This window comes from Actinomycetota bacterium (assembly GCA_005888325.1).
Taxonomy (GTDB): domain Bacteria; phylum Actinomycetota; class Acidimicrobiia; order Acidimicrobiales; family AC-14; genus AC-14.
In genome coordinates this window covers 1-18,393 of the sequence record VAWU01000007.1, presented here as the reverse complement: position 1 = coordinate 18,393, position 18,393 = coordinate 1, and the positions used below count along the sequence as shown (strand labels likewise).

The following is an 18,393-nucleotide window of genomic DNA, read 5'->3' as shown; positions in this document are numbered from 1 at the left end:
CGCTCCTCGAACTCACCGCGGTACTTCGACCCCGCGACCATCGAGCCGATGTCGAGCGAGATGACGCGCCGGTGCTTCAGGCTCTCCGGCACGTCGCCCTCGACGATGCGGTGGGCGAGGCCCTCGACGATGGCGGTCTTGCCGACGCCGGGCTCGCCGATGAGCACCGGGTTGTTCTTGGTGCGGCGCGACAGCACCTGGATGACGCGGCGGATCTCCTCGTCACGTCCGATGACGGGGTCGAGCTTGCCGGCGCGGGCGGCTTCCGTGAGGTCGCGGCCGAAGCGCTCGAGGGCGCGGTACTGCTCCTCCGGCGCCTGCGTGGTGACGCGGTGGCTGCCGCGCACGTCCTTCAGCACGTTGAGGACCTGCTCGCGCGTCGAACCCACCTTGTCGGCCATGGCGAGCAGCAGGTGCTCGGTGGACAGGTAGTCGTCGCGCAACTCGGCCCGCTCGCGATCGGCCGCTTCCAATGCGTCGCGCGTCGCCCGGGCGAGTTGGGGCTCGGCGCCGCCGTAGGCCTTGGGCAGCGCGGCCAGGGTCTCGTCGATCCGGTTGCGCACGACGAACGGCGCCAACCCCAGCTTCTCGAGGACGGGGAGGACGACGCCCTCCTCCTGGCCGAGCAGCGCGGCCAGCACGTGCTCCGGGGTGATCTCGGGGTGGTGCTGCTGGCGCGCCAGGTCCATCGCGACCTGGAAGGCCTCCTGGGTCTTGATCGTCCAGCGGTTGGGGTCGAGCGCCAACTTCTCAGTCTCCTTTGGGCAGAAAACTTGAGTGCTATTGTATCAGGTCTGAAGCTGGACGAGGCCCGGCATGGCGAGCGGACCCGCCGCCGCGGCCAGATCGGCGGCCGCCTGCTCGTCACCCAGGACGGCCCAGGCCCGCAGCACGAGCAGGCCGGCCAGCCCCTCGGGCAAGCCGAGCGGCTCGAGCAGGCGCCGGGCCGTGTCGTGGTCGCCCGCCACCACGTGGGCTTCGGCCTCCAGCGCGGTCGCGGCCGCGACCGCAGGGTCGGCGTGGGCCACCTCGGCGGCCTGGCGGGCCACCCGGGCGATGCGAATCGCGGCCTGGTGGTCGCCGGCCCGTATCCGCCCCCATGCGCTCGGAACCCCGCCAACCAGCCACTGGAGCGCCTCGAGGTTGCTGCGGTTGCCGCGCGACTCGAGCACTTCGCGACCCGCGAGGAGCAGCGCCTCGAGCTGCAGCACGAAGGCCATCGACGCAACCGGATCGGTCGAGGTCGACAGCTCCGGCGGGACCACCGGCTCGCCCCGTGCGAGGCGCGCGCCGTACTCGACCGTGCGGCCCAGGCATGCGGTCGACGACGCCGCTTCCAGGCGGAGCCCGCCGGCCCTTCGAGCCAGGTCGACGGCGGCATCGAGACGGCCCTGGAGGCGCGCGACATTGGAGCCGATGCAGAGCCCGTACCCCGCGAACTCGTCGGCACCGAGCTCCTGGCCCAGCTCGGCGGTTTGCCTGGCGAGGTCGGCGATCACGTCGAGTCGATCGGGACCGCCGAGCCGGAAGCGGAAGAAGTGGTGCCAGGCCAGGCTCACGAGTGAGGAGAGCTGGGCATTGCGGTCGCCCTTCTCCTCGGCGTCGCGCAGCGCCTCCTCGAGCCAGTCCGCGGCGCGGGGGTCCTCGGGACGAGCCAGCGCGAGGAAGCGGTACACGGCCATGACGCCGGGGCGGTGGCCGACGTCCTGGAAGATCGCGAGACCAGTGTCGAGTGCGGTCTGCGACTCGGCCACGCGGCCCATGTTGAACAGGGCGACGCCCCGGTTGGCGTGCGCCCAGCCCTCTTTCTCACGGTTGCCGAGGTCCGCCCACCTGGCCGCCGCGTCCGCGAGACCGGTGAGCGCCGCTTCCGGGTCGCGTGCCTGCAACGTCAGCGCGGCGACATGTGCGCGCTCGGCATCGATCGTGGCGTCTCCCGTCTCGACGGGAATGAGGTCGAGGACCGCGAGGCCCTCCTCGTTGCGCGACAGCTCGCCATACCAACGAGCCAGCCGGAGCAGGTCGAGCGGCGCGCGGTAGCCGAGGTCGACGGCGCGCTGCAGGAGGCGGATGCCATCGATCACGCGGAAGTCGTCGAGCAACTGCACACCCGCGGCCCCGAGGGCGCCGGCGGCCTCCGCCACGAGCGCATCGTCGTCGGGCCGGTAGCCGACCGCGCGGTCGAGGTGGCGCGCCTGGTCCTCGATCGACGCAGCCACACCCGCGGCCTGGCGGTGCCGGTCGGCGCGCACGGCCCGCGGCAGCGTCTCGTAGGCCACCTCACGCAGGAGCGGGTCGGCGACGTCGTAGCGTCCGTCGCCGTCCTGGCGGAGAAGGCCCGCCGCGACGAGCGGCCGGAGCGACTGGCGGGCCTCGACCAGGCCGAGGCGCTCGACCTGTGCGTCGGTGGCGCCGTTGCCCAGCACGGCGACGTGCTGCACCGCGGTCTTCTCGGTCGCGCCGAGCGCGTCGAGACGCGCTGCGAGGATGGCGTGAAGGCTCGGCGGAAGCGCGAGCCCGGCGGCGAGCTCGTAGTGCCCGTTGTCGGCCACCAGACCGCCCTGGTGGTGCACCATCGCGATCAGCTCGCGCACGTACAGCGGGTTGCCCCCGGCCCGGTCGACGAGCGCGGCGGCCGCGGAGGGTCCGAGCGGACGCTCGGGCACGAGGGCGTTGGCGAGCGCGGTCGCGTCGCCGCGGCCGAGCGGGCTCACGCGGACTGTCGACGCGGACGGGAAGTGACCCAACCACTCGCCGACGGGCCGGCCCGCGAGCACGAGCATCACCGGTACGTCGACCACACGTGCCATCAGCTCGGCGAGGAGCTCGATCGTCTTCTCGCCGGCCCGGTGCATGTCGTCGATGGCGATCAGCAGGGGACGCTCTGCGCTCTTCGACTCGAGCAGCCGGCGGAAGGCCCACAGCTGCTCCTGCGCGAGGGACGTCGCATCGAGCGTGCGCAACGCGGGATCGACGGACCCGCCGAGCGATCGGGCGCGCGCGTCGATCTCGGTCTGCCCGGTGACGCCCAGCTGGCGGATGATGTCGGCTGCGACGCGCGGCCCACCGAGGCCGCCGTACGCGGGATAGATGGTTCGAGCCACCAGCGCGTCCGTTCCCGCCTCGTCGGCGAGCTCGTCGATCAGCCGGGTCTTGCCCACGCCCGCATCGCCGGTGAGCATCACCACGGTCGCACGACGTTCGGCGCGCACCCGGCGCCATTGGGCACGAAGAAACGCCATGTCGTCGTCGCGCCCGACGAGGGGCGGTCGCAACGCCCGCTCGTATCCTCCGTCGTCGCTCCCGTCGCCCGAACCGCGCACGGCGATCGCCTCGAACGCCGGCACGGGCTCGCGCTTCCCCTTCAACACCATGGGCGGCCGCTCGGAGAACGAGACGTGTCCGGCCGCGAGCTGCGCCGTCAGTTGGCCCACGAGCACCTCGTCGGCTCCCGCCGCCTTCTCCAACCGGGCCGCCACGTTGACTGTGTCGCCCACGACGGTGACGCCCTCGTTCGCGCCGATCGCCGTCACCATCACCTCGCCGGTGTTGATGCCGATCGAGAACTCGAGGTCGGTGCTCAGTCCGCGCATCGCCAGACCCGCGGCCACGGCCCGCTCGGCGTCGTCGTCGTGGGCGACGGGAACCCCGAACACGGCCATCAGCGAGTCGCCCACGTATTTGTCGACGGTGCCGCCGTGGGCGACGACGACATCGGACAACCGGCGGAAGGCGGCGTCGACCGTGCGCGCGATGTGCTCGGGGTCGGCGGTCTCGGACAGCGAGGTGAAGCCGACGACGTCGGCAAAGAGCACCGTCGCCAACTTGCGCTCCTCCAACCCCGCGACCGTCACCGCAACATCGAGCGCGGCACCGCACTGGCCGCAGAAGTGCAGGCCCGCGGGCGTCGAGGCGCCGCACGACGGGCACGATCGGCCGCCGATCGCGTTGCCGCAGGCCCCGCAGAAGCGGAAGGTCGCGGGGTTCTCGAAACCGCACGACGCGCACGCGGTCATGATCGACGCGGTGGGACGTAGCGCGCGGGGCTCTGGTTCAAAGGCACCAGATCACGCCGGTAGTGACGGTGCACCTTCTCGATCAGGAGGCGGGCTTCGGCCTGCGTGGACTCCAATTCGGACCGCAACCTCGCCAGCTCGTCCTCCAGCTCCATCACCTGCTTCACCCCGGCCAGGTTGAGCCCGGCCGCGGTGAGATCGTTGATGCGGCGCAGCCGTTCGATGTCGCGCTCGCTGTAGCGACGGCTCCCGCCGATCGTGCGCGCCGGGTCGAGGAGGCCCTTGCGCTCGTAGATGCGCAACGTCTGCGGGTGGACGCCGGCGAGCTCGGCGGCCACCGAGATCACGTAGACGGCCCGGTTCAGTTCCATGCCGTTCTCAGTTCCATGCCGTTCTCAGTTCCATGTGCGTTCCATTGGCTAGACCCCCAGGTGGGTTCTGGGTGAGGTGCTGGTGGCCTCGGCCAGTGCCTCGATGGCCTGGCGCTCGGCGGTCGTGAGCTTCTGCGGCACGGCGACCTCGACGGCGACGAGCAGGTCGCCCGCTCCCTTGGCGTGCGGCACGCCACGGCCCTTGACGCGGAACGTCTTGCCCGAGCGCGTGCCCGGGGGGACCTTGAGCGTGACCGAGCCGTCGAGCGTCGGCACCGAGATGTGGGCACCCAGCGCGGCTTCGGCGAACGTGATCGGCACGCTCAGGGTGAGGTCGCGGCCCTTCCGACCGAACAGCGGATGGGACCCGACGGTGACCGTGACGAAGAGGTCGCCCGGAGCGCCTCCGTTGCGCCCGGCCCCGCCCCTGCCCTTGAGCCGGATGCGCTGCCCGTCGTCGACCCCCGCGGGCACCCGCACGCGCACCTGCCGCGCCCGGCGCTCGACTCCGGTGCCCGCACACGTCGGGCACGGCGTCTCTACCACCGTGCCCCGCCCCCCGCAACGCGGACAGGCCTGGCTGAAGGAGAAGAGGCCCTGGTTCTCCTCGAGCACACCCCGGCCGCCGCACTGCGGGCAGATCGAGGGGCTGGTACCCGGCGCCGCGCCGGAGCCGCGGCACGTGTGGCAGACGGCCTCGCTCGTCAGGTGGACGGTCGTGGTGATCCCGTTGATCGCGTCGAGGAACGCCAGGTGGAGCTCGGCCTCGAGGTCGTTGCCGCGCTGCGGACCGGTCGCGGAGCCGGCGCGCCCACCGCGCCGGGCCCGCGTGAACAGATTGCCGAAGATGTCACCGAGATCGTCGGTGTTGAACGAGAAGCCCTGGGCCGCACCGTCGCCGCCTGGGAAGCCGGACGCCATGGGCCCCAGCCGGCGGACCTCGTCGTACTGCTTGCGCTTCTCCGCGTCGGAGAGGACGTCGTACGCCGAGGAGATCTCCTTGAAGCGGTCCTCACTGCCGGGGTTGGCGTCGGGATGGTGCTTCTTGGCCAGCTTCCGGTAGGCGCGACGGATCTCTTGCTCGGTTGCCGTCTCCGGCACACCGAGCGCCTTGTAGTAATCCTTCTCGAACCATTCGCGCTGGGCCTGGGCCACGGTCGGCCGCTCCTACCCTCGTACCTTCACCATGGCGGGTCGCAGCACCCGCCCCTTCCAGCGGTAGCCCGCGCGCAGGACCTCGCAAACCGCTGCATCGCCATCGCCTTCCTCGTGCGCGACCGCGTCGTGCTCGTTGGGATCGAACTTCTCGCCGACCGGATCGATGCGTTCGAGGCCCTCCTTGGCCAGCACCTCGAGCAGCGTGGTGTGCACCTGGTCGAGCCCCTCGCCATGGGCGCGCGCGAGGTCGAACGTGTCGAGCACCGGCAGGAGCTTGTCGACGAGGGCCTCGGCGGCACGCTCCAGGTGCTCGGTCTGCTGCTTCAGTATCCGCTTCTTGTAGTTCTCGAAGTCCGCCTGAATGCGCTGGGCCAGCTCTCGGTACTCGTCGCGCTCACGCGCCAGCTGGTCGAGGTCGGTGGTGACGGCCTGCTCGGCCGCCTCCACCGCCTCGTCGACGGGCGCTTCGTCGGCAACGACCTCGTCCGGCTCTCGGGCCGGGACGTCGTCGGACATCAGGCCCCCTGCTCGTCGACGATCTCCGCGTCGACGACGTCGTCGTCGGCGGGTGCCGATGACGCCGCGGCACCGTCGTCGCCGGGGCTCGCCTGACTGGTCGCGGCCTGCTCGTAGAGCTTCTGCGAGAAGGTCTGACTCGCGGTGACGAGCGTCTCGGTGGCGTTCTTCATGGCGTTGACGTCGTTGCCGCCGAGCGCCTCCTTCAACGCCGCGAGCGCGCTCTCGACCTTGTCCTTCTCGTCGCCCGTGATCTTGTCGCCGTGCTCGCGCAGCACCTTCTCGGTGGAGTACACGAGCGTGTCCGCGTTGTTGCGGACCTCGGCCTCGTCACGACGGCGACGATCCTCCTCGGCGTGCGCTTCGGCGTCGCGCACCATGCGGTCGATGGCCTCCTTGTTGAGCGAGGACTGCCCGGTGATCGTCATCGACTGCTCTTTGTTGGTGGCGCGATCCTTGGCCGACACGTGCACGATGCCGTTGGCGTCGATGTCGAACGTCACCTCGATCTGCGGAACACCACGCGGTGCGGGCGGCAGATCGACGAGCTGGAACTTGCCGAGCGTCTTGTTGTACGAGGCCATCTCGCGCTCGCCCTGCAGCACGTGGATCTCGACCGACGGTTGCATGTCGTCGGCGGTCGTGAACACCTCGGTGCGGCGGGTCGGGATGGTCGTGTTGCGCTCGATGAGCTTCGTCATGATGCCGCCCTTGGTCTCGATGCCGAGGCTCAGCGGCGTGACGTCGAGCAGCAGCACGTCCTTGACGTCGCCCTTCAGCACGCCGGCCTGGATGGCGGCGCCGACCGCGACGACCTCGTCGGGGTTCACGCCCTTGTGCGGCTCCTTGCCGGTGAGGCCCTGCACGAGGTCCTGGATGGCGGGCATGCGCGTGGAGCCGCCCACCATGATCACGTGGTTGATGTCGTTGGTGGAGAGCCCCGCATCCTTGATGGCTTGCTCGAACGGGCCCTTGCACGCGTCGACCAAGTCGGCGGTGAGGTCCTGGAACTTGGCGCGCGTGAGCTTGTAGTCGAGGTGCAAGGGGCCCTCGTTGGTGGCGGTCACGAACGGGAGATTGACGCTCGTCTCCTGCACCGCGGACAGCTCGATCTTGGCCTTCTCGGCCGCTTCCTTGAGCCGCTGCAACGCCATCTTGTCGTTGCCGAGGTCGACCCCGTGGTCGTTCTTGAACGAGGTGACGAGCCAATCGATGACGCGCTGGTCCCAGTCGTCGCCGCCGAGGTGCGTGTTTCCGCTGGTCGACTTCACCTCGAAGACGCCTTCGCCGATCTCGAGGACCGAGACGTCGAAGGTGCCGCCACCGAGGTCGAACACGAGGATGGTCTGGTCGCCGCCCTCACGGTCGAGGCCGTACGCGAGCGCCGCGGCGGTGGGCTCGTTGATGATGCGCAGGACCTCGAGGCCCGCGATCTCACCGGCCTCGCGGGTGGCGGTGCGCTGGGCGTCGTCGAAGTACGCCGGCACGGTAACGACCGCCTGGGTCACGGTGTCGCCCAGGTAGCTCTCGGCGTCGCGCTTCAGCTTCTGCAGGATGCGGGCGCTCATCTCCTGCGCCGTGTACTTCTTGCGGTCGATCTCGACCGACCAGCTCGTGCCCATGTGTCGCTTCACGGAGCGGACGGTGCGATCGGGGTTGGTGATCGCCTGGCGCTTGGCCACCTCGCCGACGAGCACCTCGCCGGTCTTCGAGAAGCCGACCACCGAGGGCGTGGTGCGTCCCCCTTCGGCGTTGGGCACCACGGTGGGCTCGCCGGCCTCGAGGACGGCGACGACGGAGTTGGTGGTGCCGAGGTCGATGCCGACGGCCTTGGGCATGATGTGCTTGCCTTTCCCTGTGCGAACGAGTTCGAGTGCTGGTTCTAGCACCCTTGACCGTGAGAGTATAGCAAAGTTGATAGTGGCATTATCAAGGTCTCAGGCGTCGAACCGCTCGGGGCGATGAGCACCCTCGTCCTGATCCGCCACGGCGAGAGCACGTGGAACCGGGAGAACCTGTTCACCGGATGGCACGACGTCGACCTGAGCGAGCGGGGCGTGGCCGAGGCGCAGGAGGGCGGGCGGCTGCTCGCGGCCGAGGGGATCGGCTTCGACGTCGTGCACACCTCGCTCCAGCGGCGGGCGATCCGCACCGCCGAGCTGGCCCTCGCCGAGATGGGCGCGCAGTGGCTCCCGGTCCGCCGGCACTGGCGCCTCAACGAGCGCCACTACGGCCGGCTGCAGGGCAAGAACAAGAAGCAGACCGCCGAGGAGTTCGGCGCCGACCAGGTCTTCTCGTGGCGCCGCAGCTACGACGTGCGGCCACCGCCACTCGACCTCGACGACGAGCGCCACCCCCGCCACGACCCGCGCTACGCGCGCATCGCGCCCGACCAGCTGCCGGCGTCGGAGTGCTTGAAGGACGTGGTCGAGCGGATGCTGCCCTACTGGCACGACGCGGTCGCGCCCGAGCTGCTCGACGGCAGGCGGGTGCTCGTGTCCGCCCACGGCAACAGCCTCCGGGCGTTGGTGAAGCACCTCAAGCAGATCCCTGACGACGAGATCCCCGGTCTCGAGATCCCGACGGGCGTGCCCTGGCTGTTCGAGCTCGATGCGAGCGACCCGTGCCTCGTGTTGCACGAGCGCCAGCTCGGCGACCCCGACGACGTGCGCGGGCGGGCCGAGGAGGTGGCGCGCCAAGCCGGATAGCGCGCGCACTATCCACCACGTTCGCGCGGCTCGACCGTTACGGTCGAGCCGCGATGAGCCGACCCAAGATCTACGACGAGACCCGGATCGCGACGGCCGTCCGCATCCCCGAGAGCATCCACGACTGGTTGAAGGCGACCGCGCGGGAGCGAGACGTGTCGGTGACCTACCTCGTGGTCCGCGCGTTGGAGGACTACCGCGATCGGATCGCGCCGCTGACGCCGGCGCCGGCGAGCAGCGCACGGTGAGCACCCGGCAACGGGCGACTTCGACGAGCCGGTTCGGGGTTGGGCGCCGCGAGAGCCATGACGCCACCGACTTCTACTCGCGCTTCAGTCCGCCCGACCTCTCGGACGACGACGCGGTCCACCCCTACTTCGAGCTCGCGCTCGACGACGCCATCGTGACGGCGGATGCGCGTGAGCTCTCGCTTCCTCCCAACTCGGTGGCGCTCGTCGTCACGTCGCCGCCGTACTTCGCGGGCAAGGCCTACGAGGAGGCGCTCGGTCGCGACGGCATCCCGGGCTCGTACCTCGAGTACCTGCAGATGTTGCGGGACGTGTTCGCGCGCTGTGTCGAGGTGCTCGAGCCGGGCGGTCGACTCGCCGTGAACGTCGCGAACCTGGGACGCAAGCCATACCGCAGCCTGTCGGCCGACGTGATCGCGATACTGCAGGACGACCTCGGGCTGCTCCTCCGGGGCGAGGTGATCTGGGCGAAGGCTGAAGGCGCGTCGGGGTCGTGCGCCTGGGGGTCGTTCCGCTCGGCGGTCAACCCCGTGCTGCGCGACGTGACCGAGCGAGTGATCGTCGCGTCGAAGGGCCGGTTCGATCGCGCCCGCACCGTCGAGGCGCGCAAGGCGCAAGGCCTGCCGTGGCAGAGCTGGGTGAGCAACGACGAGTTCATGGAAGCGACCCTCGACCTCTGGCGCATCGCCCCGGAGAGCGCCCGCCGGGTGAACCATCCGGCGCCGTTCCCGGTCGAGGTACCGCTCCGGTTGATCGACCTCTACACCTTCGAGGGCGACCTCGTGCTCGACCCCTTCCTGGGTTCGGGGTCGACGGCAGTAGCGGCTGCGAGACGGCGGCGGCGCTTCGCCGGATACGACACCGATGCGACCTACGTGGAGATCGCGAGATCGAGAGTGGCCGAGGAGCTCGCGCCGCGCGACGCCCGACCGCGCTCCGCCTCCCGCCCCAAAACGGTGGCGTCGGAGCCCGGCGACGTCGGCGAGGACGTCCAGTCCCGGGCGACTCGAGCGGGCAAGGGAGCTCAGGCGCTGGCCGAACAGGCGGTCCTCGATGCGGGCTTCACCATCGAGGAGCGCAATCACAAGCTCCCCGGCCTCGGCATCACCGTGGGCATCGTGGCGCGCGACGCTCGAGGCGAACGCTGGTATCTCGACGTCACCGGGGCCTTCACGACGACTCGAGGTGGGCTGGCCCGCACCGACACCTTGTGGAAGTGCCTCGGCCGTGTGGGCGTGCTCGCCCGACAGGAAGGCGTCAGACCGGTCGTCCTGCTCACCTCGTCTCTCCCTCCCCGGCGCAGCACGGGCGACCGTGCGCTCCGAGCGGTGGGTCACGACCTGTTGTTCGACGCCATCGAGATCCTCTCCCCGTCGGGATGCGACCGGCTCCACGCCTACGGCCGGGGCGGTCACCGCAACCTGCCCCTACCCGGCTTCTGGACGGCCGCGGAGCTGGGGCTGCCGCGGCTTCCAACCCGCATCGGCGCGGCGGTGTCGTACCCACGGAGCGGCGGGGGGCCTGAGCCAAACTTGTAACAAAGCGTTCACGTGTCGGTCGCAACCTTGAAACGTCGGATTCCTAGCGTCCGGCCCCATGCCCGCTCAGTCGATCCTGATGTCGATCTTCACGTTGGCGCTGCTCCTGCCGGTCATGTACCGGCGCCACCAGCGAAGGACGGGTGTGGCGCCCGCGGCGTTCAACCACCGCAGGGGCCGCCTGGTCGTCATGGCGATGGCGTCCATCGTCCTCGTGGGCATGCTCGGCGGCACGGCGATGGCCACCGATGGCGACCGCGACGGCTCCAAGACGGGCACGAACATCGAGAACGTCCTTCCCGCGGGTACCGCACCCGGCGACGCCGTGAGCACGCTCGCGGGCCAGACGGAGAAGAACCGCGTCTCCATCAACGTCACGTGGCTGATGCTCGGCGGCATCCTCGTGCTGTTCATGCAGGCGGGCTTCGCGCTGGTCGAGACCGGGTTCACCCGGGCCAAGAACGCGGCCCACACGATGATGATGAACCTGGTGATCTTCGCCCTCGGCGTCGCCGGATGGTTCATCTGCGGCTACGCCCTGATGTTCGGTGCGGTCGATCAAGGGGGGTTGCTCGGCCTGACACCGCTCGGGTCGGCATGGCACATCGGGAGCTGGAACGTCCTCGCCCACTCGGGCTTCCTGCTCGGTGGCGTCGCCTACGACGTCTCGGTGCTCGGCTTCTTCTTCTTCCAACTCGTGTTCATGGACGCCACCGCGACGATCCCGACCGGCGCGATGGCCGAGCGCTGGAAGTTCAGCTCGTTCTGCATCTGGGGCCTCTTCGCCTCGATGCTCCTGTACCCGATCTTCGGCAACTGGGTCTGGGGTGGCGGCTGGCTGTCGCAGCTCGGCGCGCAGGGACCGAAGCTGGGCCACGGCTACCTCGACTTCGCGGGCTCGTCGGTCGTGCACGCGATGGGCGGCGTCGCCGCGTTCTGGGGGGCCAAGATCCTCGGACCGCGCATCGGCAAGTTCGCCAAGGACGGCACGGCCCGAGCCATCCCCGGCCACCACCTGCCGATGGCGCTCCTGGGGACGTTCATCCTCCTGGTCGGGTGGATGGGCTTCAACGGCGGTTCGACGTTCGCCGGCACCGACCTGCGCCTCACGGTGGTGATCACCAACACGATCATCTCGTCCGCCTTCGGGTGCCTGGCCGCGATGTGTGTCATGTGGCGGGTGTTCGGGAAGCCCGACCCGTCGATGACAGCCAACGGACTGCTCGCGGGTCTGGTCGCCATCACCGCGCCCTGTGCCTTCGTGGCTCCGTGGGCCGCGGCGGTGATCGGCGTGGTGGCCGGCATCCTCGTCGTCGCCGCAGTCGTCTGGGTCGAGCGGAAGGCCAAGGTCGACGATCCGGTCGGTGCGGTCGCGGTGCACGGTGCCAACGGGATCTGGGGTGTGCTCGCGCTCGGCCTGTTCGCGGACGGTTCCTACGGGGGCGGCCTCAACGGGGTGAACGGCGCGGTGAAGGGCCTCTTCTACGGTGATGGCGGACAGTTCCTCGTCCAGGCGATCGGCGCGACCGTCTGCGTCGTGTTCTGCAGCCTGATGACGATCGCCTTCTTCACCATCCTCAAGAACACGGCCGGCATGCGGGTGCCGGCGGAGGTCGAGGTGGCCGGGCTCGACCTGCACGAGATGGGTGCCCTCGCCTATCCCGACTTCCTCGAGGCCCAGGGCCCGGTGTTCTACCCGGTGGACGAGGGTTCCCCGCTCACGGCCGACCTGTCACCGCCGACCGGAGCCAGCATTCGAGAGGAGGTGGGATCGTGATGAGTCCGGTGAGGATGAAGAAGGTCGAGGCGATCTTCCGGCCGGAGCGGCTCGGCGAGGTGGCGACCCGGCTCGAGCTGGCCGGCTTTCACGGGTTCACCATCAGCGACGTGCGGGGCCACGGCCAGTCGCCCGAGCAGGTCGGCGAATGGCGCGGCCAGGCCTACGAGCTGCACGTCACCCACAAGCTGTCGATCGAGATCATCGTCGACGACCACGAGGTCGAGGGCGTGGTGGAAGCGATCATCCTGGGCGCGCACACCGGCGCGACCGGCGACGGCCTGATCACCGTCACCGACCTCAGTGGCATCTATCAGATCCGCGCCGGCGTGCCGGTGAGCACCTCGGCGACCCCCAGCGCCGACGCGCCGGGTTAGACGACGCGCCCGGTCCCGTGCGGCCTCAGGCCTCCAGGGCCTGACGGGGCGCGGCTTCGAGGAGGTAGCCGCGCGAGCGGACGGTGCGGATGGCGAGGCCGAGCGGGCTCACCCGCCGGCGCAGGCGCAGCACGTGCACGTCGAGCGCGTTGCGACCCGGCGCCCCGTCCGGCCATCCCGCCCGGCTCAGGCTCTCGCGGCTCACGACACCACCGAACCGGGCGACGAGGGCGGCCGTCAGGCGGGCCTCGACCGGCGGGAGCGGCACCCAGCCCGCACCGAGGCGGAGCACCCCGTTGCCGTCGAGGTCGGGCACGACGTGGTTGTGGGCGCGGCTGCGCGCCTCGAGGCCTGCCGTGCGCGCCCGAACGTCGTCCTCGACCGCGGGGACGCGGGTCCAGTCCTCGAGGCAGTCGGGCGGGAGCGGCGGCTCCTCGCCCGGCTCGACGAGCAGCAGGCGGGGCACGCCCGCAGCGACGAGCGCGTCGCGACGAGAGGTCTCGTTCGGCCAGCGGAGGAGGGCAACGTCCATGCAGCCGACAGTAGGAGGCGAACGTTGCAAATCCGTTTCGTGTCGGTGAACAGCCGTGCGCCAGTGAGCAGCCTGCAGCAGTCCTGTCGTCGTCTTGACGCCGACGTTAGATTGCGACCATGCGGACGCGAGACATCTACCTCGACCACCTGGCACAGGTTCCCTTGTTCTCCACCTGCTCGCGAAAGGATCTGCAGAAGCTCGGCAAGGCCTCCGACGAGATCGAGGTGAAGCAGGGGAAGGTGCTCGTCGAGGAGGGCAAGCCCGGCCACGAGTTCTTCCTCATCGAGGACGGCACCGCCGAGGTGCGACGCAACAACCGGAAGGTGGCGACCCTGGCTCGGGGCCAGTTCTTCGGCGAGCTGTCGCTGCTCGACCGGGGGCCCCGGTCCGCCACCGTCATCGCCAACACCGACATGACCCTCGTCGTGCTCGGCCAACGCGAGTTCCTGGGCGTGATCGACGAGGTGCCGGCGATGGCCCACAAGCTGCTGGCCGCCCTGGCCGGACGGCTGCGCGAGGCCGACACGGCCGCCGCCGCCCTCTCCCACTGAGTTGGGGGCCCTGGTTACCGCGAAGTAACTTCCCCGATATGCGGCGTTCGCGCATCAGACCGCATCACATCTCCATCGGCGTGGGCGTCGCCATGACGCTCCTCATCATCGCCTCCTACGTGGCCGCCTCGATCGAGGGCTGGCACGACACCTCGCCCGTCTCGCGTCCGGTGTTCGGGAACATCCCCGACCCGCTCCAAGCGATCTTCTACTCGGTGCTGCCGGTGTTGGTGCTCGCCGGCGCCTGGCTCTTCGCCCAGCGGATCCGCAACTGGGAGCGGGGTCAGCCCGACGACCGCTCCACCAACCCGAGGAACGCCAAACGGCGGGTGAAGGCCTTCCGCTCCGGCGTGTACATGCAGACGCTGCTGCGCGACCCGGCGGCGGGCATCATGCATTCGCTGATCTACTTCGGCTTCATCGGGCTGTTCGCGGTCACCACCGCCAGCGAGATCGATCACCAGATGCCGCCGTCGTGGAAGTTCCTGCACGGCAACACCTACCTCGCCTACTCGGCGTTCGGCGACGCCGTGGGCGTCGCGTTCGTCGCGGGCATCGTGTGGGCGCTCGTGCGCCGCTATGTCCAGCGGCCCTACCGGATACGCATCAAGACCCGACCCGAGGACGCGCTGATCCTCGGCATGTTCCTCGTGCTGGGCCTCACCGGGTTCGCCACCGAGGCCGTGCGCATCGCGCTCAACGGCCACCCGTCGTTCGAGCGCTGGTCGTTCGTCGGCTACCCGCTGTCGCAGCTGATCGACGGGCGCTACCCGGGTTGGCACCAGACGTTGTGGGTGACGCACGTCCTCAGCTTCGGCCTCTTTCTCGTAGTCCTGCCGGTCACCAAGCTCCGTCACATGCTCACCTCGCCGCTCAACATGTACCTGAGCGACCACGAGCGCCCCAAGGGCGCGATGAAAGCCATGCCCAACCTGATGGAGACGGAGCTCGAGACCTTCGGCGCGGCCACGGTCGAGGACTTCACGTGGAAGCAGCTACTCGACACCGACGCTTGCACCATCTGCGGCCGCTGCACGAGCGTCTGCCCCGCACATGCGACGGGAAAGCCCCTCGACCCGCGCGAGATCGTGCTCAAGGTGGGCGCGGTGATGGCCGCCACCGGCCCGGGCAGCACCACTGTCTCACCGGTCGTCGGCGAGGACCGCGACATCACGATCGGCGCGGACAGCGTCTTCGAACGCATCACCGCGGAGGAGATCTGGGCGTGCACGTCGTGCAAGGCGTGCGACGAGATCTGCCCCGTGAACATCGAGATCCTCGACAAGATCCTCGACATGCGGCGCTACCTCTCGCTGATGGAGTCCAACTTCCCGACCGAGCTGGGCAACGCCTATCGCTCGATGGAGAACCAGTCGAACCCGTGGGGTCTGTCGCAGGGCGACCGGGGCGACTGGGCCGCGGCCCTGCCGGAATCGGTCGAGGTCGTCGACGCCGGCTCCGCGTTCGACCACGAGTTCCTCTACTGGGTGGGCTGCGCCGGCAGCTTCGATGACAAGAACAAGAAGGTCACGCAGGCCACGGCCAAGCTCATGCAACGGGCCGGCGTCGACTTCGCCATCCTCGGCCCGTCAGAGCTGTGCACCGGCGACCCGGCCCGGCGGTCGGGCAACGAGTACATCTTCCAGATGCTCGCCATGCAGAACGTCGAGACGCTGAACGGGATGGGCGTGAAGAAGATCGTCACCCAGTGCCCGCACTGCTTCAACACCCTCGCCAACGAGTACCCGCAGCTCGGCGGCAACTACGAGGTCGTGCACCACAGCCAGTTCCTCGAGTGGCTGATCGCCACCGGCAGGCTCGACCTCGAAGGCGCCGCGCTCGAGGAGCGCGTCGTCTACCACGACTCCTGCTACCTCGGTCGTCACAACGACATCTACCTTGCGCCGCGCAAGGTGGTGGGCTCGTTGAAGGGAATCGAGATCGTCGAGGCGCCCCGGTCGGGGACGCGCGGGATGTGTTGCGGCGCCGGCGGGGCGCGCATGTGGATGGAGGAGCACACCGGGAAGAAGGTCAACACTGAGCGCTCACAGGAGCTCATCGCCACCGGCGCCACGCGCGTCGCGACCGCGTGCCCCTACTGCTACATCATGATCGATGACGGCGTGAAGGAGAACGGGCGCGACGACATCGTCGTGCAGGACATCTCGATGCACCTGCTCGACGCGCTGGAGACCGGCGAGCACGCGCGATTGGCCGCACCCGCCCCGGATGGCGTCACTGTGGCTGGCGACTGAAGAAGTCCCAGAGCACCGCGGTGGCGTCGAGCGCGGCGCTCGGCTCGTCGAGGTCGAGCGGGCGCCTCGCGGCTGCGTTCGGCGGCGCGCTGCCCGGCCACTGGTGGCCGGCGCCGGCGACGGTGACGAGCTCGACTTGCGTCCCGGCCGCACACGAGGCGGAGGTCACCGTCGTGACCGCTCCGGAGGTCGCGATGGTGGGCGGCCCAGCGCAACCGTCGATGACCCGCCAGCGCTCGATCACGCTCGGTATCGACGGCCGCGAGTCCTTGGCCACTCCCTTGGTGCCGACGCCGCCGGCGTACGGCACGTTCTGATCGTCGAGCCCGTGGATGTGCAGCACCCCGGTCGGCCGCGGCACCGGGCGCTCGCACGGGACCGTCATGCTCGCGGCGACGGGACCGATGGCGGCGAGCTTGCCCGGCAGCTCGCACGCGAGGCGATAGGCCATCATCCCGCCGTTCGAGATGCCGGTCGCGTACACGTGGTCCGAGACGACGTTCTCGGTCTTGATGACCTCGTCGATCATCGCGCTCAGGAACTTCACGTCGTCGATGCCATCGGTCTGTGGGCGGCCACAGCACGTGCCCGCGTTCCAAGGCCTGTCGATGCCGTTGGGGTAGGCGACGACGAAGCCTTCCGCGTCGGCCTTCGCGTCCCACCCGTAGCTCTGGCGCGCCTGCGCGGCGCTGCCGAAGCCGCCGTGGAGGACGACCACGAGTGAGGTGCCGTCGTCTCGGTCGATCGTGGTCGGACGGTGCACGAGGTAGGTGCGCTCGCGGCCGTCGACCTTGATCGTGCGGGTGGCACCGTCGGGTAGCGCGGTCGTCGTCGTCGCCACCGTGTCGTGGCTTGCCTTGCCGCCGCCCGACGAGCAGGCAGCCGCGAAGACGAGGAAGGCGACGACGAACCGCGTCACCGAAAGTTCTCGAAGTAACGACTCGGCGTGGGACCGCGTTGGCCCTGGTACTTCGAGCCCGTGGTCGACGATCCATAGGGGTTGTCTGCTGCGGTCGTCATCTGCAGGAAGGAGATCTGACCGATCTTCATGCCCGGGTAGAGCGTGATCGGCAGGTTCGCCACGTTGGACAGCTCGAGCGTGAGGTGGCCGTTCCAGCCCGCGTCGACGAAGCCCGCGGTGCTGTGGATGAGCAGGCCCAGTCGACCGAGCGAGCTGTTGTGGGTGGGGATGAACGAGCGCGACACGAGGAACAACCCGGACGGCGCAGCCACCTGGATGCAGCGCACCGGCACGCTCGGCACGTCACGGACCGCGGTGATCGCCCTGAACCGGGACCGGTGGGGCGTGAACCTGACGCGATACATCGGCCCGTAGTCGACGCCGGCACGAACCGCAAGTGCCTTCGCCTTCACTGAAAGGAAGCCGAGGCCGGCGGCGAGCTCGGCGATTGCGTCGACGAGAGCCTCGTCGGTGTGCGTGAGCTCACACCGTCCACCCTCGACCGAACCGCCGCCGTCCAGCAGGCCCCGCAACAGCGCCGCACGCTGCGCGGGTGCGCTGGTCAGGTACTCCGGGGACACGGGCCCCGCGCCGAACGAGCCGCGGCCGAGCCTGAGGCCCTCGACGTACGGGTCGGCCGGCAGCTCACGCGCCGGGTACTCGACCGGCTCGGTCAGGGGAACCTGGTGGTTGCGCCGGCCTCGGACCACCAACGTCGCCGCGATCTCGTCGGTCGTGCGCACCGCCCAACGCAGTCGCCCGCGCCGTCGCCCGTTCGCGTCGCAGGTCAGCCACTGATGGCCGGCGTCGGCGACGACCGTCGTGTCGTCGGAGAACACCACCTCTCGACACGGCCGGTCGAACATAGGCGGCGTCGCCCCGACGACGTTCGTCGGTCGACCGCGTTCGTCGAAGACCTCGTCGCCGACCCGGAGGTCGCCCATCGCCCGCCAGCCGCTCGGCGTGGGCACCGGCGTGTCGAGCGCCAGCGCCTTGCCCTCCAACCGGGCGACGAGGTCGTCGGGCAGTTGCACCCGCTCGGCCGTCGACCCCAGCACGAACTCGCCGGGGTGAAGGATGAACACCGTCTCTTCGCCGATCTCGACGAGCTCGGTGAGGTCCTCCTGGTTCTCCTTCACGTCGATGTAGCCCATCGTGTGGTTGCGGAAGACCCGGAAGTAACGGTCGACGTGCAGGTCGACCGACGACGGCTGAATCGAGCTCTCGTCGAGCGGCTCGATGGCGATTCGGCCTTCGGCGAGGGCCTTGCGGATCGACCGGTCGGAGAGGATCACGGGCGCTGAGGCTAGTGCCGGGACCAGGTGGGCCCTCGGCGCCCGATGCTCGCGCCCGACCCACTAAGTTCGTCCCGATCGCGGGCG

Annotated in this window: 14 protein-coding genes and 2 pseudogenes; 6 read left to right on the top strand and 10 right to left on the bottom strand. The window is 69.8% G+C overall.

The genetic code is table 11. The features are described from left to right. The 6 genes from E6G06_00965 to dnaK all read right to left on the bottom strand — a co-directional run. The coding region (locus E6G06_00965) for a type VI secretion system ATPase TssH (GenBank protein ID TML93756.1) at positions 1-746 on the bottom strand (746 nt) is incomplete at its 3' end. Between the two features lie 42 nt (positions 747-788). Then, positions 789-4,016 carry a hypothetical protein gene (locus tag E6G06_00960; GenBank protein TML93755.1) on the bottom strand — a complete coding sequence of 1,076 codons (3,228 nt, stop codon included), beginning with the start codon at positions 4,014-4,016 and terminating at the stop codon, positions 789-791. Continuing rightward, positions 4,013-4,387 (bottom strand): MerR family transcriptional regulator, encoded by a 375-nt coding sequence (locus E6G06_00955; GenBank protein TML93754.1) that lies wholly within the window; start codon positions 4,385-4,387, stop codon positions 4,013-4,015. Before E6G06_00955 ends, E6G06_00960 begins: the two co-directional genes overlap by 4 nt. A gap of 48 nt (positions 4,388-4,435) precedes the next feature. Further along, positions 4,436-5,542, bottom strand: coding sequence for a molecular chaperone DnaJ (dnaJ, locus tag E6G06_00950; protein TML93753.1), 1,107 nt, complete (start codon positions 5,540-5,542; stop codon positions 4,436-4,438). A 12-nt stretch (positions 5,543-5,554) separates the two neighbouring features. Beyond that, positions 5,555-6,061, bottom strand: coding sequence for a nucleotide exchange factor GrpE (locus E6G06_00945; protein TML93752.1), 507 nt, complete (start codon positions 6,059-6,061; stop codon positions 5,555-5,557). Next, the gene (dnaK, locus tag E6G06_00940) at positions 6,061-7,899 is read right to left on the bottom strand and encodes a molecular chaperone DnaK (protein ID TML93751.1); all 1,839 of its coding nucleotides are present in this window, start codon (positions 7,897-7,899) and stop codon (positions 6,061-6,063) included. Before dnaK ends, E6G06_00945 begins: the two co-directional genes overlap by 1 nt. A gap of 123 nt (positions 7,900-8,022) precedes the next feature. Here dnaK and gpmA point away from each other — a divergent pair, with 123 nt between their 5' ends. The 4 genes from gpmA (at position 8,023) to E6G06_00920 (ending at position 12,709) form a co-directional block, all read left to right on the top strand. Beyond that, on the top strand, positions 8,023-8,769 hold the full coding sequence (gene gpmA, locus E6G06_00935) for a 2,3-diphosphoglycerate-dependent phosphoglycerate mutase (GenBank protein ID TML93750.1): 747 nt from the start codon (positions 8,023-8,025) through the stop codon (positions 8,767-8,769). Then, positions 8,672-10,555 (top strand): site-specific DNA-methyltransferase, encoded by a 1,884-nt coding sequence (locus E6G06_00930; GenBank protein ID TML93749.1) that lies wholly within the window; start codon positions 8,672-8,674, stop codon positions 10,553-10,555. The genes gpmA and E6G06_00930 overlap by 98 nt, the downstream gene beginning before the upstream one ends. Positions 10,556-10,793: 238 nt before the next feature. Then, complete coding sequence (locus tag E6G06_00925; GenBank protein TML93758.1) at positions 10,794-12,332, top strand: ammonium transporter; 1,539 nt, start codon at positions 10,794-10,796, stop codon at positions 12,330-12,332. Continuing rightward, entirely contained in the window at positions 12,332-12,709 is a 378-nt protein-coding gene (locus E6G06_00920) for a P-II family nitrogen regulator (GenBank protein ID TML93748.1), read from the top strand. Before E6G06_00925 ends, E6G06_00920 begins: the two co-directional genes overlap by 1 nt. A 25-nt stretch (positions 12,710-12,734) precedes the next feature. On the opposite strand, the gene E6G06_00915 is transcribed toward E6G06_00920, so the two are convergent. After that, a complete protein-coding gene (locus E6G06_00915) occupies positions 12,735-13,241 on the bottom strand; it encodes a helix-turn-helix domain-containing protein (GenBank protein ID TML93747.1) in 507 nt (168 codons plus the stop codon). Positions 13,242-13,360: 119 nt separating this feature from the next. Here E6G06_00915 and E6G06_00910 point away from each other — a divergent pair, with 119 nt between their 5' ends. After that, positions 13,361-13,795 carry a cyclic nucleotide-binding domain-containing protein gene (locus E6G06_00910; protein TML93746.1) on the top strand — a complete coding sequence of 145 codons (435 nt, stop codon included), beginning with the start codon at positions 13,361-13,363 and terminating at the stop codon, positions 13,793-13,795. Positions 13,796-13,833: 38 nt separating this feature from the next. Next, entirely contained in the window at positions 13,834-16,050 is a 2,217-nt protein-coding gene (locus tag E6G06_00905; protein TML93745.1) for a 4Fe-4S dicluster domain-containing protein, read from the top strand. Here the strand turns inward: E6G06_00905 and E6G06_00900 are convergent. The 3 genes and pseudogenes from E6G06_00900 to dcd (E6G06_00890) form a co-directional block, all read right to left on the bottom strand. Then, positions 16,031-16,891 carry a polyhydroxybutyrate depolymerase gene (locus E6G06_00900; GenBank protein TML93757.1) on the bottom strand — a complete coding sequence of 287 codons (861 nt, stop codon included), beginning with the start codon at positions 16,889-16,891 and terminating at the stop codon, positions 16,031-16,033. The two genes, E6G06_00905 and E6G06_00900, sit on opposite strands and share 20 nt — an antisense overlap. Before the next feature lie 74 nt (positions 16,892-16,965). After that, positions 16,966-17,226: pseudogene (gene dcd / locus E6G06_00895) on the bottom strand (dCTP deaminase). Positions 17,227-18,000: 774 nt separating this feature from the next. Next, a pseudogene (dcd, locus tag E6G06_00890) lies at positions 18,001-18,306 on the bottom strand (dCTP deaminase). Positions 18,307-18,393: the final 87 nt, after the last annotated feature.